Source organism: Marinobacter sp. OP 3.4, from assembly GCF_036224885.1.
In the GTDB taxonomy this organism is placed as follows: Bacteria; Pseudomonadota; Gammaproteobacteria; order Pseudomonadales; family Oleiphilaceae; genus Marinobacter.
The window spans coordinates 93,643-116,873 of record NZ_JAVVLT010000118.1; the positions used below are offsets into that span (position 1 = coordinate 93,643).

Below are 23,231 nucleotides of genomic sequence, written 5' to 3' on the forward strand. Positions count from 1 at the left end.
AACCGGTGATCCCGGCATAATTGAAACAATGAAGGTCGAAGCATGGCAGCGCGCACCGAGCGCATACTGATTATCGATCCCGACGAATCCGCGCGTGGGGAGCTTGACCGCTATCTGGTCTCCCGCGGTTTCTACGTACACGGTTACGGCAGTATATCCGACGCCCGCCAACTCTTTGATGACCGGCCTCCGGACGTCATCTTTGCGGACCTGCCCCCGTCCACCATCCGGGAGCTGACCACCTGCCTGCGCAGTGACGGTGCCTTTATCCCGCTGATTGCCTGTTCCCACGCCACCGATGCCGCCGAGGTTATCGAGGTGCTGCGGGCCGGGGCGGTGGATTTCATCCTCAAGCCGGTAACGGACCGGTCAATGGTGGAAGACGTGCTGGGGCGCATCTTCGACCGGGTCAGGGTGCACCGGCTCAACCAGCTCTACCGCCAGGAGCTGGAGGAAGCCAACACCGACCTGCGCGAGGGGATCTCCGAGCTCCGGGCCGACCAGCGGGCTGGGCGCAAGGTCCAGCTCAAGATGCTGCCGGATCATCAGGTCATGCTCAACGGCCTGGCCATTGACCACCTGATTAAGCCGTCCCTGTTCCTGAGCGGCGATTTCCTGGACTACTTCCGGATCTCCGAGGACCTGACCCTGGTGTACATCGCCGATGTTTCCGGCCACGGCGCCAGTTCCGCCTTCGTCACCGTATTGCTCAAGAACCTGACCAACCGGCTCCAGCGCAACCTGCGCCGGGGGTCGTCGGACGACATCCTGTATCCGGAGCGGTTCCTGCAGCGGATCAATTCGGAACTGCTGGATACCGGGTTGGGTAAACATGTCACGGTATTTGTGGGTCTCATCTCATCCTCGGCCAGAACCCTGCGTTACGCTGTGGGTGCGCACTTTCCGATGCCGGTGATCTCGTTCAGGGACGGGGAAACGCGGTTCCTGGAAGGGTCCGGCCTGCCGGTGGGGCTGTTCGAGGAGCCGGAATGGGAGGAATATGAAATCCCCCTGCCGGGGCCGTTCCACCTGTTCCTGTTTTCCGATGGCATCCTTGAGGTTCTGAAGGCGGAGAATCTGGATAAAAAGGAACAGCAACTACTTGAACTCGTATCAGGAGGCCGTCACACTATCGCATCGCTGAGCGAGGCACTGCACCTGGAAGGGACCGCAGAGCTTCCAGACGACATCGCGATCGTATCGGTTTCCGATATCACAGTGACCGATTCCGATCTGCATGGCGTATCTGTCACTGATGCCGGGAAGCCGGCGGGTGCCAGGTGAGTCCAAGCTCACCGGGCGTTTCCGTTTTGTCGAACGACTGGCAGTAGAAGACATGGCTGGCTATAAGATTCTGCAGGCTGAGAAACAGGGGATTTACGTCCTCAAGTTTATCGGTGAAATCCGTCTCAACCTGTGCTCGACGCTGGATAACCTGGTGGAGTCCATCACTTCCGATCCGGCGTTCAAGACCGTGGTAATTGATCTGACGGAAACCGAGGTGATCGACAGCACCACTCTGGGGTTGCTGGCCAAGATCGCCATGGCCGCCAAGAAGCAGAGTCATTTTCTGCCGACGCTGATCTCCACCAATCCGGACATCACCCGCATCATCACGTCGATGGGGTTTGACCGTATTTTTATTATCGTGCGGGAACCGGCGTCGCGCATCGAAGAACTCGAGGAGATTCCCGTACTCCGTGCCAGTGAGCAGGAAGTCCGGGACAAGGTACTGGATGCCCACCGTGTGCTGATGGGCCTGAACAGCCGTAACCGGGAGGAGTTCCACAACCTGGTACGCGCCCTGGAGTGTGAAGACACCGGCTGATTCAGCGTAACATGCCCCAATCAGCCACGCGCGGGCCGAAACGGAAGCTCTATGTCTGAAAACAACCCGCCCGGCGACGGGCAATCGTCCCCCTCATCCCCACAGACCTCCCCCGGGGGCAAGCGACACGTTGCCGTCCTCGGCGGCGGTAGCTTTGGTACCGCCACGGCCAAGGTACTGGCTGAAAACGGCCATACCGTCCACTTCTGGATGCGTGACGACAACCAGGCCCGGGAGCTGGCGGAAAAGCGCACCAACAGCCGCTATATGCCGGGCGTCGAGATTGAAGGCGACCTGCAGCCCACCACCGATTTCGCCGCCGCCGTTGCCGCTGCGGACACGGTGTTCGTGGCCATCCCCAGCAAGGCCTTCCGCGACGTTATCCGGACCCACGCCGGCGAGTTCCGCCCCGGGCAGATCGTGATCAGCCTGACCAAGGGTATTGAGCGGGAGGGGTTCAAGCTGATGAGCGAGATCCTCCAGGAGGAGATCCCCCGTACCCGTATCGGTGTCCTCAGCGGCCCCAACCTGGCGGCGGAAATCGTCAACCGGGAACTCACCGCCACGGTGATTGCCGCCAAGGATCCGGACGTCCGCCGGGAGGTCCAGGCCCTCCTGGGCTGTGAATACTTCCGGGTCTACGCCAATGTCGACGTCTATGGGGTTGAACTGTCCGGTGCCCTGAAGAACATCTATGCCATCGTCGCCGGCATGGGCGCCGCCCTGGACCTGGGGGAGAACGCCCGCGCCATGCTGCTGACCCGCAGCCTGGCGGAGATGAGCCGCTTTGCGGTCAGCCTGGGCGCCAATCCCATGACCTTCATGGGGCTGGCCGGTATCGGTGACCTGGTGGTGACCTGTACCTCGTCGAAGAGCCGCAACTACCGTGTCGGCTACGCCGTCGGCAAGGGCACGGCACTGGACGACGCCGTGGCCGAGCTGGGGCAGGTGGCCGAGGGCATCCACACCCTGCTGCTGGTGAAGGAAAAGGCCGAGTCGGTGGGGATCTACATGCCCCTGGTGAAGGGGCTCTATGACATCCTGTACGGTGGCGCCTCCATCAAGGCCGTGATCAGCGGCCTGATGACCGCGGTCCAGAACTCCGACGTGGAGTTCATCCTGCCGCGAACCCTGGCGGGGCAGGGCTGACCATGGACCTGCTGGTGATGCGCCACGGCGAGGCCGGCTGGCATTCCATCGACCAGGAACGGGAATTGACCGAGGCCGGCCGCAAGGGGTGCGCGCTGGTTGCCCGCCAGATCGCCAGGTCCCCCTGGCGACCCCGGGAAATCTGGGCCAGCCCACTGGTCCGGGCGCGCCAGACCGCCGCCATTGCGTCGGAGATCCTCAATTGCCGGGTCTCGGAGAAACCTTTCCTGACCCCCGAGGACGACCCCGGCCTGTGCCTGGATGCGCTGCTGGAGGAACCGGTAGCCAACCGGATCATGATCGTGTCCCACATGCCCCTGGTGGGCGCCCTGGCAACCCTGCTGGTGGACGGCCATCGCCATGGCATTCCCTTTATGACCAGCCAGGCGGTGGCCCTGGACATGCCGGTGGTGGGGCCGGGCTGCGCCGACCTGCGGGAACAGTTTCTGCCCTGACAGCCGGCCCCTTTGATGTCCGGCCTTGTAACCCGCCACCAACAACCCCATTTCTTCCACATCATGTCACACCCCATACTCATGCATTCCCATGATCAGGAGACACACCCATGAGCCAGGATCCCAAGCGACTGGAGGAACAGGTGAAGGCGGCCGCCGTTGAAGCCGGCGATCTTCCGCCCATTGAAAAATGGCACCCGGACCTGTCCGGCGACATCGATATCCGCATCGCCCGGGATGGTGCCTGGTACCACGAGGGAGAGCCGATCCAGCGCGAGGCGATTGTCAGGCTGTTCTCAACCATCCTGCGCCGGGAGGAGGATGGTCACTACTATCTCGTGACCCCGGTCGAAAAGTGGCGCATCCGGGTGGAGGATACGCCGTTACTGGCCCACACTCTTGAGAAGGAAGGAGAGGGCGAGCGGCAAACGCTGGCGGTCACCACCAATGTGGGCGAAAAGCTGCTGCTGGGCGCCGAGCATCCGCTGGAAGTGGGGCAGTACGAGGATGGCAGTCCCCGCCCGCTGGTCCGGGTTCGCCGGGGCCTGGAGGCAAGACTGGTCACCGCCGCCTATTATGAACTGGCGGACCTGCTGGTTGAAAACGAGGCAGCCGGAGAGTCGCCGTCGCTTGGTGTCTGGAGCGGTGGTGAATATTTTCCGGTGGGCAACGGTTGAAAACCTGGCCGATGTCTCCAACATTGGGGGTAACACGGTGGAAATAGCCGTCTGACACTTGTTAGACTGGTGTTTCTGTTTTGTTATCGAACCCGGCTCTCGTAGGAGAGACCCGGTTGTCGTTAGTTCCTCTGTGCAGTCCGACTGTTCAAGATCACTTTCGATCAACCGAATACACATTTTACAGTCATTGCGACATGCAAGGAGAAACCATGGCCCAACCTCGCGTTGTTACCATTCATTACACACTGACCAATGATCAGGGAGAAGAGCTGGACTCCTCCCGCGTGGAAGGTCGTGAGCCACTGTCGTATCTGGAGGGTGCACAGAACATCATCGGCGGTCTTGAGAACGCGCTGAATGAGAAGGGACCTGGCGACCAAGTCAAGGTTTCCGTTGACCCCGCAGAAGGTTACGGCGAGAAAAATGACGAGCTGATCCAGCCGGTTCCCCTTTCCGCGTTCGAAGGTGTGGACACCATCGAGCCGGGCATGCAGTTCCAGGCGCAGACCCCAGGCGGTCCCCAGATCGTTCGGGTGGTCGAGGTGAACGACGAAACCGTCACCATCGACGCCAACCATCCGCTGGCCGGTGAAACCCTCCACTTCGATGTGGAAGTGGTTGAAGCCCGCGAAGCAACGGATGAAGAGCAGGAGCACGGTCACGCGCACTAAGCCGGACCCGGTTTCCTGTACAGAAAGCGGCCTTTTGGCCGCTTTTTTTGTGTCTATTTAAAGGCATAAAAAAAGGACCCCCGAAGGGGTCCTTTTGTTTGCCGAACCGGTGTTACATGTTCGGGTAGTTGGGACCACCGCCGCCTTCCGGCGTCACCCAGTTGATATTCTGGGCCGGATCCTTGATGTCACAGGTCTTGCAGTGGACGCAGTTCTGGGCGTTGATCTGGAACTTCTTGCCACTGCCATCATCCGCTTCCACCACTTCGTAAACCGCTGCGGGACAGTAACGCTGCGCCGGTTCGTCGTACTTCGGCAGGTTCTGCTGGATGGGAATGTCCGGATCCGTCAGCTTCAGGTGGATCGGCTGGTCCTCTTCATGGTTGGTGTTGGAGATGAACACCGAGGACAGCTTGTCGAAGGTGAAGGTGTTGTCCGGTTTCGGGTAGTCGATCTTCTTGCACTGGTCCGCCGGCTTCAGGGTGGCGTGGTCGGGCACGGTATCGTGGAACGTCATGGGCAGCGGGCGGCCCAGGATATTCTGCTCGATAAAGGCAATGGCACCACCGCCAACCATGCCGAATTTGTGCATGGCCGGGCCGAAGTTGTGCTCCTTGAACAGCTCCTTGTAGAGCCAGCTGTTCTCGAAACGCTCCTGGAAACTGCTGATTTCCTCACCGGCCTTGCCTTCCTTGAGCGCTTCAAAGACGGCTTCTGCACCCAGCATGCCGGACTTCATGGCAGTGTGGGAGCCCTTGATCTTGGAGAAGTTCAGGGTGCCGGCGTCACAGCCCAGCAGCAGGCCACCCGGGAAGCTCATCTTCGGCAGCGAGTTAAGGCCGCCCTTGGTGATGGCACGGGCGCCGTAGGAGACACGCTTGCCGCCTTCCAGATACTTCTTGAATTCCGGATGCGTCTTGAGCCGCTGCATTTCATGGAACGGGCTGACGTGCGGATTGCTGTAGGACAGATCGGTAATCAGGCCCACATACACCTGGCCGTTTTCCAGGTGGTACAGGAAGGAGCCGCCGGTGGTGCCGGACTCGTTCAGGGGCCAGCCGGTGCTGTGAACCACCAGACCCGGCTCGTGTTTCTCGGGGTCGATGTCCCACAGTTCCTTGATGCCGATGCCGTAGTGCTGCGGGTCCTTGCCCTCGTCCAGCTTGAAATCGTTGATCAGGCGCTTGCCCAGGTGGCCGCGGCAGCCCTCGGTGAACAGGGTGTACTTGGCGCGCAGCTCCATGCCCGGCATGTAGCCGTCCTTCTCGCTGCCGTCGCGGGCAACGCCCATGTCACCGGTGATGATGCCCTTGACCTGGCCATCCTCCACGATGGTTTCGGCCGCCGGGAAGCCCGGGTACACCTCAACGCCGAGTTCCTCGGCCTGTTCGGCCAGCCAGCGGCACAGGTTGCCCAGGCTGATGATGTAGTTGCCTTCGTTGTGCATGTTCTTGGGCACAAAGGCATTGGGGATCTTGGTGGCCTTGTCCTGACTCTTCATCAGGAAGATGTCGTCACGGGTGACCGGCGTGTTCAGGGGCGCACCTTTCTCTTTCCAGTCCGGGAAGAGTTCGTTCAGGGCGGTGGGCTCGAATACGGTACCCGCGAGGATGTGGGCGCCGATCTCGGAGCCTTTCTCCACCACGCATACGGTCAGTTCCTCGCCGGCTTCCTGCGCCAGTTGCATGGTGCGACAGGCTGCCGAAAGGCCGGCGGGCCCTCCGCCGACGATCAGAACATCAAATTCCATGGATTCGCGTTCCACGTTGGTCTCCTCAAACTTCTCATCAGTTGAACAGAAGGAATCTGGCACGTCCGGGCGCTGACCGAATTCAGCCCAGGGCAGGTGGCGCTGGGCGCACGCTGCTCGCAACCCTTCATCTTTTATTAAAGCAGAACCACAGACCTGACGGTTTCTGCCTTGGCCATTCGCCCTCAGGCAAAACGCCTATGATACCGGACACCCGGCTGTATAACGACAGTTTACCCCGCATTTCATTCAGTTCAAACGATCGTTTGAATGCAGGAACCTTTTCTGGCATGTTACTCCCCCGTTACAGATCGGGCGCGGTTTTGCCAGGGAAAGGTCGCAACCGGATAGCAAGCAAAGGGAACTATACCATATTTTGCGAAACAGTGTTTCGAAAATGGACCCGAAAATGCCTTTCAGGCCTCAAAATCAGAACAGGTGGCGGGCTTATCTGGATGTGAATGCGTCTCAATACGGCATTAACTATTGACCCGCCGGGTCTTTGCCGTCAGTATTATGGCGCCCTGACAGCAGGTCCCATGGAGTTTTTGCTGTTTGAATCAACGTTCGGGCGCCTTTCGCGGGCGTTCGAAGCGACAGGAATCATGAATACTCTGGTGTCGCCCCGGCGGCGGATGTCGTCCCAGGCGGGTTAGTCGAGAGTCTTTCTGATTACGAGTCATTAAACCCATCGTAGAAGAACGAGGAATCTATGAAGGTTCTGGTCGCGGTAAAACGAGTTATCGACTACAACGTGAAGGTACGCGTCAAGCCGGACAACTCCGGTGTTGATCTTGCCAACGTCAAGATGGCGATGAACCCTTTCTGTGAGATCGCTGTTGAAGAAGCGGTCCGCCTCAAGGAAAAGGGCGTTGCCAGCGAGATCGTCGTGGTTTCCATTGGTCCCAAGGCTGCTCAGGAGCAGATCCGTACAGCCCTGGCACTGGGCGCGGATCGCGGCATCCACGTTGAAACGGACGAGGAAGTCCAGTCACTGGAAGCTGCCAAGCTGCTGAAGGCGGTTGTCGAGAAGGAAGAGCCGAAACTGGTTATTCTCGGCAAGCAGTCCATCGATTCCGACAACAACCAGACCGGCCAGATGCTGGCCGCGCTGACCGGAATGGGTCAGGGCACCTTCGCTTCCGAGGTTGTTGTTGAGGGTGAGAAGGTCAACGTCACCCGTGAGGTGGACGGCGGCCTGATGACCGTCTCCCTGAACCTGCCGGCGGTGGTCACCACCGACCTGCGTCTGAACGAGCCGCGTTACGCTTCCCTGCCGAACATCATGAAGGCCAAGAAGAAGCCGCTGGACGCCACCACTCCGGCCGACCTGGGTGTTGACATGGCTCACCGTCTGGAAACCGTCAAAGTTGAGGCTCCGGCCGCACGTCAGGCTGGCATCAAGGTAGAAGACGTAGCCCAGCTGGTCGACAAACTGAAGAACGAAGCGAAGGTGATCTAAATGAGCATCCTGGTATTTGCTGAACACGATAACAGCAGCCTGAAGCAGGCTACCCTGAGTGTCCTGGCCGCGGCCAAGGAAATCGGCGGCGATATCGACGTTCTGGTTGCCGGCGAGAACTGTGGTGCGGTTGCCGAGCAGGCTGCCAAGGCCGATGGCGTCAACAAGGTACTGGTTGCGGACAACGCCGCCTATGGCCACAACCTGGGTGAGAACCTGGGTGAACTGGTCGCCGAGGTAGGCAAGGGCTACAGCCACATCATGGCTGCCGCCGGCACCACCGGCAAGGACTTCATGCCCCGCGTTGCGGCGCTGCTGGACGTTGCCCAGGTTTCCGACATCATGGGCGTTGTCGACGCCGACACCTTCGTTCGTCCGATCTATGCCGGTAACGCCATGGCGACCGTCAAGTCCAAGGACGACACCAAGGTAATCACCGTTCGTCCGACCGCGTTTGATCCGGTTGCCGGCGAGGGTGGTTCCGCTGCCGTCGAGAACCTGGACGTGGTCAAGGACGCTGGCGTGTCCTCCTTCGTGAGCGAAGAGCTGGCCCAGTCCGACCGTCCTGATCTGGCAAGCGCGGACATCGTGATCTCCGGTGGTCGCGGCATGCAGAACGGCGACAACTTCAAGATGCTGGAGCAGGTTGCCGATCTGCTGGGCGCCGCGGTGGGTGCATCCCGTGCCGCCGTTGACGCCGGCTTCGTACCCAACGACATGCAGGTTGGTCAGACCGGCAAGATCGTTGCCCCGCAGCTGTACATCGCGGTGGGCATTTCCGGTGCCATCCAGCACCTGGCCGGTATGGGCGACTCCAAGGTGATCGTTGCCATCAACAAGGACGAAGAGGCGCCGATCTTCCAGGTTGCCGACTACGGCTTGGTTGCCGACCTGTTCGAAGCTGTACCCCAGCTTGAAGAGGAACTGAAGAAAGTTCTGTAAGAACCTGCTTCAGAAAGAAAAAGGGGCGCCTGAGGGTGCCCCTTTTTTGTGTCTGGTCCTGCCTTTTCCCGTGGCTGTCGGGACCCGCTCTGTTATGCTGGGATGCTCTGGACCAGGCCTGATACCCTGCACCCATACCCCATCAGCGACAGGAGAATCGCATGGAATCCCGGTACGATATCGTACTCTTCGGCGCCACCAGTTTTGTGGGAAGGATACTGACACGACGCATGGCGGAACGTCATGGTTTCGGATCGCTGGACGACAATGGCGGCGTTCGCTGGGCCATAGCCGGTCGCTCCAAGGCAAAACTGGATCAACTGAAGGATGAGCTTGGCCCCGGCGCCGTGGACCTGCCCATGGTGATTGCGGATGCGGCGGATGAAGACTCCCTGGTCGCCCTGTGTGAACAGACCCGGGTAGTGGTCTCCACGGTGGGCCCCTATGCCCTCCATGGTGAGCCCCTGGTCCGGGCCTGCGTGGACAGTGGCACCGACTACTGCGACCTGACCGGCGAAGTACAGTGGATCCGGCGGATGATCCAACTCTACGAGGACCGGGCCAAGGCCTCCGGCGCCCGTATCGTGCATTGCTGCGGGTTTGATTCGGTACCCTCGGACCTGGGCGTCTGGCACCTGCAACAGGAGGCCATCGCCCGCTTCGGGCAGCCCTGCCAGCAGGTGAAGATGCGGGTCAAGGCGGCCAAGGGGGGCCTCTCCGGCGGTACCGTCGCCAGCCTGATGAACGTGGTCAAGGAGGCCTCCTCCAACAAGGCCCTGCGCAAGGAACTGGCCAACCCGTTCTCCCTCTGCCCGCCGGATCACCGCTCCGCCATACGCCAGCCCAACGTCAAGGTGGCGGAATTCGACCCGGAGCTGGAGTCCTGGCTGGCGCCGTTCCTGATGGCGGCGATCAATACCCGGGTGGTACACCGGTCGAATGCCCTGCAGGATGCTCCCTACGGGACCGAGTTCCTGTACGACGAGGCCACCATGACCGGTCGGGGCCTGAAGGGCAGGGCCGCCGCCATCGCCATGGCCGGCGCCATGGGTGGGTTCACCCTGGCCACCGCCATCAAACCCACCCGCTGGGCCCTGGAGCGTTTTGTACTGCCGGAACCGGGAGAAGGGCCGGACGTAAAAGCCCAGGTGCAGGGTTTCTACGACCTGCGCTTTATCGGCCTGACCGAAGGTGGCCAGACCATCACCACCAAGGTAACCGGCCAGGGCGACCCCGGTTATGGTTCCACCAGCCGTATCCTCGCCCAGGCGGCGGAGTGCCTGGCGTTCGATGTGCCGGAGGACGCCCCGGGCGGGTTCTGGACCCCGGCCAGCCTGCTGGATGGCAAATTGCTGGAACGCCTCAAAAACCATGCCCGGATGACCTTCGAGGTGCTGTCAGCCCGCTAACCCGTTCATAAACGGTCCAGGCTGATCGTGTGATCCGCCCGGGGCAGGGCGTCGGTGTCGTGGGCGGCCAGGACACAGGTGCGGTCGGCCAGCCAGGGCTCAATCCGGACCTGAATCCGTTCCCGGGTCGCCTCGTCCAGGCCGGTGAAGGGCTCGTCCAGCAATAGCAGCCAGCCGGGGCGGAGCAGCGCCCTGGCCAGGGCCACCCGTCTGCGCTCGCCGCCGGACAGGTGCCGCCCCTGGTCGCCGATCCAGGTATCCAGCCCCCGGGGCAGCCGTTGCACCAGTTCCGTCAGGCCGACAGCCTCGATAATGGCCCATAGCTCCCGTTCCTCAGCGTCGGGCCGGGCCATCATGAGGTTGGCCCGCAGGCTGTCGCTGAAGAAGTGCGTGCGCTGGCTCAGGTAGCTGACACCGCCCCGCCAGGATGCCAGCGCCGCCGGATCAACCGGTTCACCGACCAGGTGCACCTGCCCCTCCACCTCGCCGGATACCCCCGCGAGATAGTCCAGCAGGGTCGACTTGCCGGAACCGGATCGACCCACCAACGCCAGTCGTTGCCCCGGCTGGAGCGTCACGGTCAGTGGCTCGAACAGGCGCTCGCCATTGCGCACGGCAACCAGAGACGACAGGGTGACCACGTCCGGTGATAGGGCCGGTGCGCTTTCCCGTGGCCGGGGTCGACCTTCCCCGTTCAGCCGGGCGGCTGCCCCCAGGGTGGCGCCGAGTCGGCCGAAGGCGGCCGGCAGTCCGGTGAAGGCCTCGCCAAGACCGAGCACCGCCAGGGTGAACAACAGTGCCACCGGCCCGCTTAATGCCCCGTCACGCCACAGTGCAAGCCCGGTCCCGAGGGATAGGACCACCGCCAATTGGATGGCCATCAGGGTGACGGCATTGGCCACGGCGGTGCGGGACTCGATGGACTGCCTTGCCCGGTCCAGGCGGCGGCTGCGGTCCAGCAGGGAACGGGCCTCATCGGTCCAGTGATGGGCCGCCTGCAGTTCCGCCATGCCTTCGATGGCATCCACCAGCTGACCCCGGAGCGCTTCTTCCTGATACCCCTGGCGGCGGCTGGTGCCCAGGGTGGACCGCGCCAGCAGCCACAACACCGCCGGCAGCAGGGCCAATGGAATCAGGGCCAGCAGCAGCGGCGGCGCCACGGCCACCATGACACCGGCCAGCAGTACCAGGCCCGCCAATGCCATGGCCGGCGGTGCCACCAGTTGCAGGTAGAGGGTATCCAGGGTGTCGATGTCCCGGGTCAGGCGGTTGAGCCAGTCCACCGCCCGCTTGCGGCCCAGGGTGTCCGGTGATGAGGCCGCCAGGCGCTGGAAGAACACCACCCGGATATCCGCCAGCAGCCGCAGCACCGTATCGTGGTTGTAGAGGCGTTCCAGGTACCGGGACACCGTCCGGCCCAGGGCGAAGAACCGGATACCGCCGCCGGGGGTGTAGATATTCAGGTAGGCGCTTCCCCCCGCGGCCAGGATCAACCCGGTCAGGGCCGTGGCGGTGATGAACCAGCCGGAAAGCGCCAGCAGGCCAACACCGGCGAGGATGGTGGCGAACATCAGCAGCCCACCGACCAGCAGGCGCCGCCGATGCCGCAGGATCAACCGTAACCAGGGGTAGAGTTCAGCCACCGGCCAGCCTCCCGTCCGCCAGGGCCAGCCGCCGGTCCGCCACCGCCTTGAGGGCCTGGTGATGACTGGCGATCACGATGGTGGTGCCAAGGTCCCGCAGTGACCGGATGGCGTCGATGACCTGTTGCTCGCTGCGGGCATCCAGCCCGGCGGTGGGTTCGTCCATCAGTACCAGCCGGTGGCGGGCCAGGAACAGGCGCGCCAGGGCAAGACGCCGGGCCTGTCCGCCGGAGAGGCCGGCGCCGCCCTCGCGGATGGCGGTATCGACACCGTCGGGGCGATTGCTGACCAGTTTGCCCAGACCCACCCGGGCCAGGGCATCCAGCAGTTCATCGTCCGTGGCATCCGGTGCTGCCAGCCGCAGGTTGCCGGCCCAGGAATCAGCGCGGACAAACGGCGTCTGACCCAGCCAGCCGAAGGGTTCCCCGCCCGGTTGTTGCCCGAAGGTACTGACATGGCCCGCAGACGGCGCCAGGAAGCCCGCCATGGCATTCAGCAGGGTGGTCTTGCCGCTGCCGGAGGGGCCTTCCAGCAACACCAGTTCCCCGGCCCTGATCGCCAGGGACACCCCATCCAACCCCCTGCGGTCATCGGGATAGGTGACGGTGAGCTGGTGGACATGAACCGCCGTGTCAGCAGTAACGTCCGCACCTGATACGGCGACATCCGGCCCCGGGTGAGGGCGGTCATCCAGCCGTGTCCGAAGCTGCGCGGCGGCGCCGAGGGCAGTGGCCCGGTCGTGGTAGTGCTGGGCCAGCTGCCGTAGCGGCTGGAAGAACTCCGGCGCCAGCAGCAGGATGAACAGCCCGGAGAACAGGGTCAGGTCCGGGGAGGGGCCGTACTGGATATAGCCCAGCAGCCCGAAGCCGATGTAGATGGCGATTACCGCGATGGCCACCGAGGCAAAGAACTCCAGCACGGCGGAGGACAGGAACGCCACCCTCAGGGTCTTCAGGTTGATGCGCCGGTACTCCTCGGTTGCCCGGGCGATGCCCTCCGTGGCTGGTCCCGTGTACTGGAACAGTTGCAGGGTGGTCAGCCCCCGCAGCTGGTCCAGGAAATGCCCCGACAGTCGACCCAGGGTTTCCATGTGCTGCTGGTTCAGCTTTTCCGCCCCCATGCCCACCAGCGCCATGAACAGGGGGATCAGTGGGGCGGACAGCAGCAGGAACAGGGCCGCCAGCCAGTCCAGCCAGACCACGGTGACCAGGATCATCACCGGCACCACCACACACAGGATCATCTGGGGCAGGTAGTGGGCATAGTAACCGTGGAGGGCATCCACCTGGTCGATCCATTCCGTCGCCAGGGTCCCCGCCGACTGCCGGGCAAGCTGTACCGGGCCTGACGCGCCCATGTGGTCCAGCAGCTCCTGCCGCAGGCGGCCCCGCACCTCGTCGCTGGCCCGGGCCGCCCGGTGATTCTGGTAACCGGTGGCCACCGAACGCACCAGCAGGGCCACCAGCACCATCCCGGCCAGTGGGAGCAGTTGCCCGGCCCGGGCATCCTCCACCAGGGTGCCGTGGGCAATCCACGCGATGACCGCCAACTGGACGATGGTCGCCAGTGCCGCAACAGCCCCGGCCAGGGCGGCCAGGCGAATGGAGACCAGGGCGGGGCGCTGGCGCTCCTTCAGCCAACGCGCCGCCTCACGGGGAGAGCCGGATGTCACCTAGTGATAGCCCTCGCCAGCCTTGACCTTGCCCCGGAACACCCAGTAGGTCCAGGCGGTGTAGCCGATCACCACCGGGATCACGAACAGCAGCCCCAGCAGCAGGAACAGCTGTGATCCGTAGGCGGAGGAGGCATCCCACAGGGTGTAGTCCGGCGGCACCACGTAGGGCCACTTGCTGACGATCAGCCCCAGGTAGGTGAAGATGAACAGGCCCATGGTGGCCACGAAGGGCATGCCGTCCTGGTGGCGCCGGGTGGCGCGGAAGATCAGGTAGGCACACGCCAGCCCCAGGGCCGGGAAGATCCAGATCAGCGTCAGGTTGTTGAACCAGCGGTCACGGACAAACGCATCCACAAAGGGCGTCCAGATGCTGATGATGGCAAACACCGCCAGCACCGCAATCAGCAGGGGTGTTACCAGCCTGCGGGCCCACTGCTGGATGTAACCCTCGGTCTTCAGCACCAGCCAGGTGGCCCCGAGCAGGCTGTAACCCGCCAGCAGCCCGAGACCGGTCAGCACGCTGAAGGGCGTCAGCCAGTCCAGGGCACCGCCCACATAGACACCGTTGGCGGTCTCGAAGCCCTCGATATAGGCGCCCACCACCACGCCCTGGGCGAAGGCGGCCACGGTGGAGCCGCCGGCAAAGGCCCAGTTCCACAGGTAACGGGAGGTCTTGGCCTTGAAGCGGAACTCGAAGGCCACGCCCCGGAAGATCAGCCCCGCCAGCATCAGGAACACCCCGATGTAGAGTGCCGGCAGCAGGATCGAATACACCATGGGGAAGGCCGCCAGCAGGCCGGCGCCACCCAGCACCAGCCAGGTCTCGTTGCCGTCCCACACCGGGGCCACGGAATTCATCATCACATCCCGGGCGTCCTCGTCCGGGGCGAAGGGAAACAGGATGCCCACGCCCAGGTCGAAGCCGTCCATCAGCACGTACATGATCACGCCAAAGCCGATGATAAAGGCCCAGATCAGGGCCAGATCGAACAGTTCCATATCAGTATCCCCCCTGGCGGACGACGTCCTCGTTGAACTCGAATGGCACATGGGCGGCGGACAGTGGTCGCTTGGGATGATCGGATTCATAGTGGTCATCCTTCGCCTCCATGCCGTCGTGGAGTACCCGCATCAGGTAGTAGACGCCGGCGGAGAACACCAGGGCATAGACCACGATGTAGCCAATCAGGGTGAACAGTGCCATGCCGCCGGTGAGGGACGGTGTCAGGCCCTCGGCATGGGTCATCATGCCGTACACCAGCCAGGGCGACCGTCCGATCTCGGTGACGAACCATCCCGCCAGTACCGCCACAAACGGGGTAAATGACATCAGACGCAACCCGTTCAGGAACCAGCGGTTGGTGGCGTAACGACCGCCAGGGCGCAGGAACAGTCCGGCCAGGGCAAAGGCGATCATCAGCACACCAAGCCCGACCATCACCCGGAAACTCCAGAACACCAGGGCCACCGGCGGCTGCTCTTCCGGCGGAGCCATCTCCAGGCCGGGAACCTCACCCTGGACGTCATGCTTCAGGATCAGGCTGGCCATGCCGGGAATGCCGACCTCGAAATGGTTGGTCTGGCTGTCCTGGTCGGGCAGGGCGAACAGCAACAGGGGAACGTTGGTATCCGTCTCCCAGTTACCCTCCATGGCGGCCACCTTGACCGGCTGGTGGTCCAGGGTGTTCAGGCCATGGAAATCACCGATCACCGCTTGCAGCGGCGCCACCAGCAGCAGGAACCACAGGCACATGGACAGCGCCTTGCGATTGGTTTCCACCTCACGCCCCCGCAGCAGGTACCAGGCACTGACCCCGGCCACCACAAAACTGCCGGTCAGGAACGACGCCACCACCATATGGGCGAACCGGTAGGGGAAGGACGGGTTAAAGATGGCCTCGGACCAGGACAGCACGTGGAACACTCCGTCCCGGAACTCCACCCCCTGCGGCGTGTGCATCCAGCTGTTGGCCGACAGGATCCAGAAAGAGGAGATGAACGTGCCCAGCGCCACCATGATCGCGGCCAGCAGGTGGACACCCGGCGGCACCTTGTCACGCCCGAACAGCAAGACCCCCAGGAACGCCGCCTCCAGGAAGAAGGCCGTCACCACCTCATAACTGAGCATGGGGCCCATGAAGTTGGCGGTGGCCTGGGCGAAGTTCGACCAGTTGGTGCCGAACTGGAACGACATCACGATGCCGGACACCACCCCCATGCCGAACACCACGGCAAACACCTTGGTCCAGAAGGCGGACAGTCGCGTCCAGACCGGGTTCTCCGTCTTGAAGGCCAGGGCCTCGAGGGTGGCGATGAACGACGCCAGGCCGATGGTAAACACGGGAAAGATTGCGTGGAAGGAGACCACGAACGCGAACTGGATTCGCGATAGCAACAGGGGATCGAGCTCCATTGGAACCTCCGGTAACCACAGTAATGAGGGAAGAGAACCTCCACCCAAGCAAACCGCCCGTTGATTGTGCAGTTCTTGTTGTACCGGCAGATGCTTACGATGCTAACCCAACCATAGCTCAATCCCAATGGGACGGAATGTCGCAGGGGTTGATATACCGCAAGATCGTGGCGGAATGTCCGCCCGGAGGAGGGTAAGGTGAGTGGCCCCACCGGCCAGTCCAGCGCCACCGCCCCGGAATTGCGTTGACGGCCAGGGCCTTATACAATCCGGCCCTCCACGATTGCTCCCCCTGCCCGGGTGGTGAAATTGGTAGACACTGGAGACTTAGAATATTTTCGGTGTCTCAGGAAAGCGATTTAAAAACAACTGAATATAACGTTCAAAAAATTTGATGCATCGCTGGTGCATCAGATGAGTTAAAAGCTCCGGTGGTGAAATTGGTAGACACTACGGATTTAAAATCCGTTGACCGTTAGGTCGTGCCGGTTCGAGTCCGGCCCGGAGCACCACATCTAACCGCTCGCAAGGATGCATGTTCATTGGGCTATAGTTTGCCGCGTTGGCCAAACTGTAGTAGAAGTTACGATCTACGTTGGTGTCCAGAATCATTGAACCACTACACGTGGACCGATAGCGCTATCGGGCGCCTATGGTTGTTAGCTACCTATTACTCTTCCGCTCGATTGCTCATCACTGCTTAGTACGCTTGCTCCAATGCTCAAAAACTTCTTGAGGAACCTTGTGTTCGAACTGTCTCCGTCGGTCGTCTGATATTTGGCAGTTATGCTCTAAGGAGAACCGAACCAGTCATGTTAAGTTCATGTTGCCCCATCAAATACTCGATCAATTTGCCGATAGAGCTCATCGTAGTGTTTCAGGAACATGGTTTCTCGTCAGGTCATAGTCAATCGCATGTTTCATAGCATTCATCATAAACCCGACACCACTGGTCGCGTCCTAGTACTAATACAGCGCGGGATGCCCCTGGAAGGCGAGCGCTAACCCGCTATTGGCGCGCGACCGTATTTTCCAGAAGCGGGTAACCGGACCTGAAAACGTCCTCAGACCCTTCAGATACTCGTTCTCACTCCGCTTCCCTATACCGATATCGTTTTTTACACAAACTGCTAATTTACGGCATTATTTTACGAAAGCGATAGTAGGCAGGTTATATACATTAGCAATGTAATTAGTGTTATTGTAACTCACTGGTGAGCGAGCCTAGAAGCACTGCAGCTTGTGCACTCCTTTCTAATACGGTGGTATGAGCGACGCGTTACATAACTTTACACGTATGCCTGGATTCTATATAGTGTATTTAATGGGTTTTTCGATCACTAAATATAGTGTTTGGAGGCGTTGTGGCTGACAGCAATCAGATCGTGTTTTTTCCGGTTGGTGATGGGGATATGAGCTTGATTCAGGTCGGACCGAAAGGAGCCGGGGGGAAAACCATTCTGGTCGATCTCAAAATCAACGGAAATGGGGAGCCAAACCGGTGTGACGTGCTAAAGGAGCTCCACTCCCACTTGCCGAAAGATTGGCACGGAATTCCTTACGTGGACCTTCTGGTGATCACTCATCCTGATAACGATCATGTTGCAGGTTTTCACCACCACTTTTTTTCCGGGGATCCTGAAGATTACAAGTTCTCAGATGGCGAAGACGAATACGAGCTTATCCTGGCTAAGGAAATCTGGTTCTCTGAGATCTGTACCCGACGAATTTCTAAGGATCATAGATTATCTGAAAGTGCTGTCTCTTTGAGGAGCGAGCTTAAGCGACGTCGTAACCTGTTTGAGGCTGAGGATCGACATTTCCTCGACGGCAACCGCCTCAAGACGGTTGGTGTAGTTGAGCATGATGACAGTAAGAAAGAACGCTGGGACCTGGATGGGATGGTTCTCCATAGAGGTCAAACCCATTATATGGGGACTGCGGAAGCTCTGATACTCGGCCCCTTCGGGGATTCGATTTTCGATGAGGAGAACCAGGAATCGAAAAACGATTCTAGTGTCATCATTCGTTGGACGATAAATGGCAGTAAGTTACTGATGGGAGGGGACGCGAGTGCTCACATCTGGAGGCACGTAGATCGCGAGTACTCCGATGGAGAATTGACGTATGACCTGCTCCTGGCACCGCATCACTGTTCCTGGAGAACTCTGAGTCAAGATTCAAGCAGCACCTGCGACAGACCGCGTGTATTGCAAGAGGCGAAGCGGGCCCTTTCCCATTGTGAGCCGGGCGCCTATGTTATTGCCAGTAGCAAGAAGATTAAAAGCAATGACGCTGATCCTCCTAGTGCTAGGGCGAAGAGAGAATATGTAGATGTTATCGGGAGTGCCGATAGATTTATTTGCCTAGCTGACACTGGATCAGATACGAGCCCTCCAGAAGTAAAGAAATTCAATCTCGGGATGTCGGGAGTGGCAGCTGTGGTCTCTTCTGCGTCGGCCTCAGCAATAGCAGATAGTGGTAAGCCAATACGTCATGGTTGACGAGGGTAGCGGAAAGGCGCCTCAGCATATTCAGACGCTGGTTGCAGCCATTCTTCAACATCAACGCTCAGCAGACCATCAAGTTACGGAAAGAGAAAACGAACTAGTTCTTGATGTGAGTTGGAGGGTTCAGCTCTCAAGTCGCGATGTGGAGGTTGGCCAATCGGAGATAGGCATCAAAAGTCTTGAGCCGGTGCAATTTCTCATACCTTTTGCTTTCCCTCTTCAATCGCCTAGCATCACACTACGGAGTGATTTCCCTCGAGAATTCGTGCCCCACATCTATCCTGGCTCCCCTGGCGAACCAGTTTGTCCCTGCATTGCAGAAGTGGGTATGACGGATCTTATGTTTCAGGAGGGCATTTCTGGGGTCCTGAGAAACCTTCAGGCTTGGCTTGATAGAGCAGCCCAAGGAACGTTGATGGACCCCTCTCAAGGATGGGAGCCGATCCTATTTCAGAATATAGCTGGCAGCTTTCTTGATGAGAAAGGAAGTTTTCTTCAAGGGATAAGAGAAGCCGCCTTAGCTGCGCCCACTAAACCCGCATACTCAGTAGTTTGGTGCCAAAGAGAAACCCTGGATGGGCGTTTTGTTTATGCCCAGAAACTCTGTAAGAGACCTCTCGAATATACCAAGACTCCAGCGATTGTCGTTAGGGCGCCAGCTGGCCAAGAGTCCAAGAGGTTTCAGCATATCGATGTTCGTAAACGTGAGGATCTATATCTCCTTCTTGAACACCTTGGAATCTGCGGTGAGGATCTGGCCAAGCTTCAAAAACTGGTCAATGATCAGGGATCGAATGGGCTAGATTGGCTCATTTTGATCGTCGTGGTTAAGCGGCCGATGAATCTCATCGGGTGTAACCATTGCTTTGAGATCCTGCCGTTTGATTGTGTGCTCACCATTAACGAGTCGCCCAAAGCAAAGGTATCGCCATTACAGTATATGGAGGCCGCAAACCCTGAACTGCTTCAGAGGGTTTCACACCGGGGCCAACGGAAGCATATGTCACTACACTTTATCGGCGTGGGTAGCGTTGGTTCCAAGGTCGCTCTTTCTCTCGCCAGGACAGGTAATTACGGCTTCCATTTAACAGATAACTCGTTTTTTCGCGCACACAACTTATCCCGACACGCGATTGCCGATCCAGCTAGCAATCTCGGGTTTCCCAAAGTCGTCTACATGAAGAGTGCCATTGAGTCTACGCTTTCTGTTGAGTGCACTATCAGTGCGGATGACGCAAGTTCACCTTCTTTTACTCTGCCTGGAGCAGCAGACGCAATCATAGAATCGACCGGGTCAGCTGCCGTCGCGGCAAATCTTCGGGAGCTTGCATTTGATGCCCAACTTTATCAAATTGGACTCTATGCTGAGGCGGAGTTGGCGTTTCTTTCTGCTGAGCCCAGAGATCAGACTCGCGGCGTTCGTGTCGATGATCTCGAAGCTTGGCTTTATCAGCAAGCTTGCCAAAACAGAGCGATAGGGAGGTTGCTTTTTGCCGAGAACGAACATAGCCGGATGATCGTAGGCCCCGGGTGCTCTTCAGTAACGACCGTGGTATCGGACCCTAAATTGAACTTGCAGGTTTCAGCGATCACAGAGCGGTTAGATAAAACATTGCAAGCTTGGCCTTATGATGACGACAAGGGACTTGCAGCGTATTGTTTGCGAGATCCCTATTCAGGGAACCTAACCTGGACATCCACTCAACTTGGGAAGACCCACTCCCGCTCTTGCAGACACAACGGGCTGACCTGGGAAGTTCGTGTCCTAGATTCTGTTGTCAATCAAATGAAACACTGCCGAGCGTCCGCTGGTCAAAATGAAACTGGAGGAGCAATCATCGGACGCTATGATCCTCTTCTTCAAACGGTTCATGTAACGGGGCTCGTTGAACCGCCCGCATGTGCACAAGCGAGTCCAAGCCTGTTTCAAATTGATTACCCATATCTACAAGAAGTCGATGAAGGCACCCTGGAGCGGACCGCAGGTACGCTGCGTGTGATTGGAACCTGGCATAGTCATATTGGAGCGTCTCGACCTTCAAGTACCGACCAAGAAACCTTCAGCGATCTTAGTCAAAACCTTGGCTTACCGTTCCCTGTTATGATCGTATATGGTGCAGATGGTTTGGAGGTTTTAGGTGAATGAATCTGAGGAACAAGAAAACCACGTAGAGCGTGGCTTATCAGTCGCAAGCTATTTAGGTATAGCGATATGCACGATTTACCAGTTGTCGATCGTATCTGCTTGTCTCTATCTAGCATGGATCTTGGAATGGGAGACAGGTATAGGGGGCAAGGAGCTGGCTCTTCGCTTTGCATTATTTGGTGTTTTTGGAGGGACATTTTATTGTCTCAGGGCCCTCTATCGCCATGGGTGCGTCTATCAAAACTGGGACAACACTTGGATCATCTGGCATCTAATTCGCCCTTTTGCAGCTGCTTTGAGTGCGTTGGCTGCTTTCGTTCTGGTTCAAGGCGGTTTGGTGCTTTTGGACGCTGGTAATAGTGCTGGGCAGCATCAGACTCTCTGGGGGCACTACTTCATCGCATTCGTTGCTGGTCTGAATGTCGATCAGTTCCATAAGTGGCTTGAGCGTTTGGCTCAGAGCACCTTGGGAATTTCGCCGTCGAACCAAGGACGTTGACCATTGAGAGCCTGTTCCCCGTTTTGTCGCCTCTCATTAGCGAAAATGACCGACCGGCAATAGAAAATTGTTATAGTCATGTCTCTGGTACGCCAACATTGTGACCTGACCCCATGCTAGGCAATGTTATCGGGTTGAACCTATTCCATGACTTTGAGGCATGGAATGCTCAAGAAACTTCAATAAAGCGGCTTAGTTACATCTGATGAGCGCTCCCATCTGAAGGAACGAACCTTCGAAGATGTTTTCGGAAATAAGTAGACACAGCTGAAACCGGTGCGGTCAAACTTTAGGTTAACCCTCCCGAAAAATTTTGCCCTCATGAACATGCAGGTAGTACATTGTCTAGCAGTTGCGCCATTTGCCGGAAATGGTGGGACAGCTGGGAGAGATCGGCACCATCCCACGCTCGTTATCCAACCTTTACGCCATGCTGCTCCAGCCTGTAGTCTTGATTGACGGTTCAGATAACAAAGGTGCTGCCATGCTATTAAAAATCTCTGCTCTCCTGGCAGTCGCCCTCATTACCGTTACTGGGTGCGTTCACTATGGATCTTACGAGCTGCAGGGCGTCAGCACGGATGATATAGACCGTCGTATTTCAGAGGCCTATAAAGATACTGGGCTTTCCCGCCGTAACCCGCCTAATTGCGCAATAATTCTCGAAAGCATTTATAAAGGCCGCCGGGATATACCTTGGGGGATAACAAATGCGACGAGGGATACATGGGACGCCTGTCTGGATGAACTGGAACTGATCGAGCGTAATGGCGAAGTCAAGCGTAGGGAGTATTTGGCTAAGCAAGAAACACAAAGACAAGCTCGAGAAAGGGAAAAGCAAGAGCGCCGCCAGCGCAAACTGGAGAAGCTCGGCCCCGACTTTTTAGACTTGTACGTTCTAGCTCAAACTAAAGGTGCGAAGGCCGCCAATGATCGGTTGGATAAGTACGGTAAGAGCTTGATCCACTCAGAGCTAGAAATCCAAGGATGTTCTGGCAATATCTGTCGGGCTGGGTTTCCACAAGTGTGGCTTACCAGAGGGATGAGAGCTCTTACCATCCTCGTTCGTGGAATCTACTCTGAGCCCGGTCAAAGCCTGTCCAGTTTTCGACTGGTGCGGTTCGATCAGTACGGATACGGCTCCAGCCGGGAGCCGATAGCCGTCTTTACATATAAATGACGCTTAGGATAAGCCGCTGAGAAGTTGCACTTGACAGTGCCGGTTAACCGCCTATCCGCTAGGCAGAACCACTGCGACCGGCAGGCACCAGCGCAATATGATTCCCTCGAATGTTTACCTAATTGTATTCATTGCCGCCCCGTGGCTCATATCGGGCAGCGTAGCCGCCGGACAGCTCCGGGATTCCGTCCGCTACCTGGGCAATGACCACCGGCTCCCAGATCATCAGGTCAGCCCGTAAGGTAGTCCTGATAGGTGTTTGAGCACAGTTGCAGACTGACATAGGATTCGCCGTGGGCGTTGATCAGTTCGGGGGTAGGGCAGGTCACTGGACTGAGCGGTGGCTGGGCCTGACAGCGCGGCTACCAGACCGATAAGCCTGAATGTGTTATTCCTCATTCTGGTTTGCCTCTGGTGATGCGTTTAGCCGGGAACGTACAGACCGGTAGCCGGCATCCAAGGGCAGGGCGAAAATGGGCCACAGGATAAAGGTGGTCAGCCAATTCGGTTCCCCTTGCGGTAATTGAACGAAGAACATGGCGCCGTTGGCCAACAGTAGGCTGCAGGCGGCGACACCTCGGGACCACAGAACCCAGTTAATGTTGACTGAGCCAGCCCTCATTGCCTTCAGGCAGGCAAAGTACAGCAACCACCCCAAGAATACCGATACGGCGCCAATCAGAACCATATTACAGATCGCTGTAGGCGAGCAGTCCGCGTGCGGAGAGAGGCTTCCTTGAATTCAGGGGTGACGTAACGGGAGGCTACTGTTAGTGGCCAATTAAAATGACCCACTACTGGCCATTAATTTTGACCCAC

18 protein-coding genes, 1 tRNA gene and 1 pseudogene are annotated in these 23,231 nt (G+C 58.9%); 14 read left to right on the plus strand and 6 right to left on the minus strand.

What is annotated here, in order from left to right; translation table 11 throughout:
• Nucleotides 1-42: 42 nt before the first annotated feature.
• The 6 genes from RO069_RS20520 to RO069_RS20545 all read left to right on the plus strand — a co-directional run bounded on the left by RO069_RS20520 (nucleotide 43) and on the right by RO069_RS20545 (nucleotide 4,783).
• Nucleotides 43-1,284 carry a PP2C family protein-serine/threonine phosphatase gene (locus RO069_RS20520; protein ID WP_328189968.1) on the plus strand — a complete coding sequence of 414 codons (1,242 nt, stop codon included), beginning with the start codon at nucleotides 43-45 and terminating at the stop codon, nucleotides 1,282-1,284.
• Between the two features lie 52 nt (nucleotides 1,285-1,336).
• Nucleotides 1,337-1,828 (plus strand): STAS domain-containing protein, encoded by a 492-nt coding sequence (locus tag RO069_RS20525; protein WP_328190008.1) that lies wholly within the window; start codon nucleotides 1,337-1,339, stop codon nucleotides 1,826-1,828.
• A 51-nt stretch (nucleotides 1,829-1,879) separates the two neighbouring features.
• Nucleotides 1,880-2,977 (plus strand): NAD(P)H-dependent glycerol-3-phosphate dehydrogenase, encoded by a 1,098-nt coding sequence (locus RO069_RS20530; RefSeq protein WP_328189970.1) that lies wholly within the window; start codon nucleotides 1,880-1,882, stop codon nucleotides 2,975-2,977.
• A 2-nt stretch (nucleotides 2,978-2,979) separates the two neighbouring features.
• Nucleotides 2,980-3,432, plus strand: a complete 453-nt coding sequence (locus RO069_RS20535; RefSeq protein WP_328189971.1) for a SixA phosphatase family protein — start codon at nucleotides 2,980-2,982, stop codon at nucleotides 3,430-3,432.
• Nucleotides 3,433-3,542: 110 nt separating this feature from the next.
• Nucleotides 3,543-4,109, plus strand: a complete 567-nt coding sequence (locus RO069_RS20540; RefSeq protein ID WP_328189972.1) for a DUF1285 domain-containing protein — start codon at nucleotides 3,543-3,545, stop codon at nucleotides 4,107-4,109.
• Nucleotides 4,110-4,321: 212 nt separating this feature from the next.
• Nucleotides 4,322-4,783, plus strand: a complete 462-nt coding sequence (locus tag RO069_RS20545; protein ID WP_328189973.1) for an FKBP-type peptidyl-prolyl cis-trans isomerase — start codon at nucleotides 4,322-4,324, stop codon at nucleotides 4,781-4,783.
• Between the two features lie 112 nt (nucleotides 4,784-4,895).
• Here the strand turns inward: RO069_RS20545 and RO069_RS20550 are convergent, their stop codons facing one another.
• Complete coding sequence (locus tag RO069_RS20550; RefSeq protein WP_328189975.1) at nucleotides 4,896-6,548, minus strand: electron transfer flavoprotein-ubiquinone oxidoreductase; 1,653 nt, start codon at nucleotides 6,546-6,548, stop codon at nucleotides 4,896-4,898.
• A gap of 697 nt (nucleotides 6,549-7,245) precedes the next feature.
• On the opposite strand from RO069_RS20550, the gene RO069_RS20555 reads away from it, so the two are divergent.
• The 3 genes from RO069_RS20555 (at nucleotide 7,246) to RO069_RS20565 (ending at nucleotide 10,346) form a co-directional block, all read left to right on the plus strand.
• Entirely contained in the window at nucleotides 7,246-7,995 is a 750-nt protein-coding gene (locus tag RO069_RS20555; RefSeq protein ID WP_328189976.1) for an electron transfer flavoprotein subunit beta/FixA family protein, read from the plus strand.
• Nucleotides 7,996-8,937 (plus strand): electron transfer flavoprotein subunit alpha/FixB family protein, encoded by a 942-nt coding sequence (locus RO069_RS20560; RefSeq protein ID WP_328189978.1) that lies wholly within the window; start codon nucleotides 7,996-7,998, stop codon nucleotides 8,935-8,937.
• Nucleotides 8,938-9,098: 161 nt separating this feature from the next.
• Nucleotides 9,099-10,346 carry a saccharopine dehydrogenase family protein gene (locus RO069_RS20565; RefSeq protein ID WP_328189980.1) on the plus strand — a complete coding sequence of 416 codons (1,248 nt, stop codon included), beginning with the start codon at nucleotides 9,099-9,101 and terminating at the stop codon, nucleotides 10,344-10,346.
• 5 nt (nucleotides 10,347-10,351) lie between these two features.
• On the opposite strand, the gene cydC is transcribed toward RO069_RS20565, so the two are convergent.
• The 4 genes from cydC to RO069_RS20585 are packed head-to-tail and all read right to left on the minus strand — an operon-like array spanning nucleotide 10,352 to nucleotide 16,077.
• Nucleotides 10,352-11,989 carry a thiol reductant ABC exporter subunit CydC gene (gene cydC, locus RO069_RS20570; RefSeq protein WP_328189981.1) on the minus strand — a complete coding sequence of 546 codons (1,638 nt, stop codon included), beginning with the start codon at nucleotides 11,987-11,989 and terminating at the stop codon, nucleotides 10,352-10,354.
• Nucleotides 11,982-13,661, minus strand: a complete 1,680-nt coding sequence (gene cydD / locus RO069_RS20575) for a thiol reductant ABC exporter subunit CydD (RefSeq protein WP_328189983.1) — start codon at nucleotides 13,659-13,661, stop codon at nucleotides 11,982-11,984. Before cydD ends, cydC begins: the two co-directional genes overlap by 8 nt.
• On the minus strand, nucleotides 13,662-14,663 hold the full coding sequence (gene cydB, locus RO069_RS20580; RefSeq protein ID WP_328189985.1) for a cytochrome d ubiquinol oxidase subunit II: 1,002 nt from the start codon (nucleotides 14,661-14,663) through the stop codon (nucleotides 13,662-13,664).
• Nucleotide 14,664: 1 nt separating this feature from the next.
• Nucleotides 14,665-16,077, minus strand: coding sequence for a cytochrome ubiquinol oxidase subunit I (locus RO069_RS20585; protein ID WP_328189986.1), 1,413 nt, complete (start codon nucleotides 16,075-16,077; stop codon nucleotides 14,665-14,667).
• Between the two features lie 425 nt (nucleotides 16,078-16,502).
• On the opposite strand from RO069_RS20585, the gene RO069_RS20590 reads away from it, so the two are divergent.
• From RO069_RS20590 to RO069_RS20610, 5 genes are all read left to right on the plus strand, one after another.
• Nucleotides 16,503-16,589, plus strand: a tRNA-Leu gene (locus RO069_RS20590).
• 852 nt (nucleotides 16,590-17,441) lie between these two features.
• A complete protein-coding gene (locus RO069_RS20595) occupies nucleotides 17,442-18,581 on the plus strand; it encodes a hypothetical protein (RefSeq protein WP_328189988.1) in 1,140 nt (379 codons plus the stop codon).
• A complete protein-coding gene (locus RO069_RS20600; RefSeq protein ID WP_328189989.1) occupies nucleotides 18,574-20,733 on the plus strand; it encodes a Mov34/MPN/PAD-1 family protein in 2,160 nt (719 codons plus the stop codon). The genes RO069_RS20595 and RO069_RS20600 overlap by 8 nt, the downstream gene beginning before the upstream one ends.
• Nucleotides 20,726-21,232, plus strand: coding sequence for a hypothetical protein (locus RO069_RS20605; protein ID WP_328189990.1), 507 nt, complete (start codon nucleotides 20,726-20,728; stop codon nucleotides 21,230-21,232). The genes RO069_RS20600 and RO069_RS20605 overlap by 8 nt, the downstream gene beginning before the upstream one ends.
• Nucleotides 21,233-21,593: 361 nt before the next feature.
• Nucleotides 21,594-22,412, plus strand: a complete 819-nt coding sequence (locus RO069_RS20610) for a hypothetical protein (RefSeq protein WP_328189992.1) — start codon at nucleotides 21,594-21,596, stop codon at nucleotides 22,410-22,412.
• 58 nt (nucleotides 22,413-22,470) lie between these two features.
• Here the strand turns inward: RO069_RS20610 and RO069_RS22160 are convergent.
• Nucleotides 22,471-22,527 (minus strand): annotated as a pseudogene (locus tag RO069_RS22160) (hypothetical protein); the annotation flags it as partial.
• Between the last annotated feature and the right edge of the window lie 704 nt (nucleotides 22,528-23,231).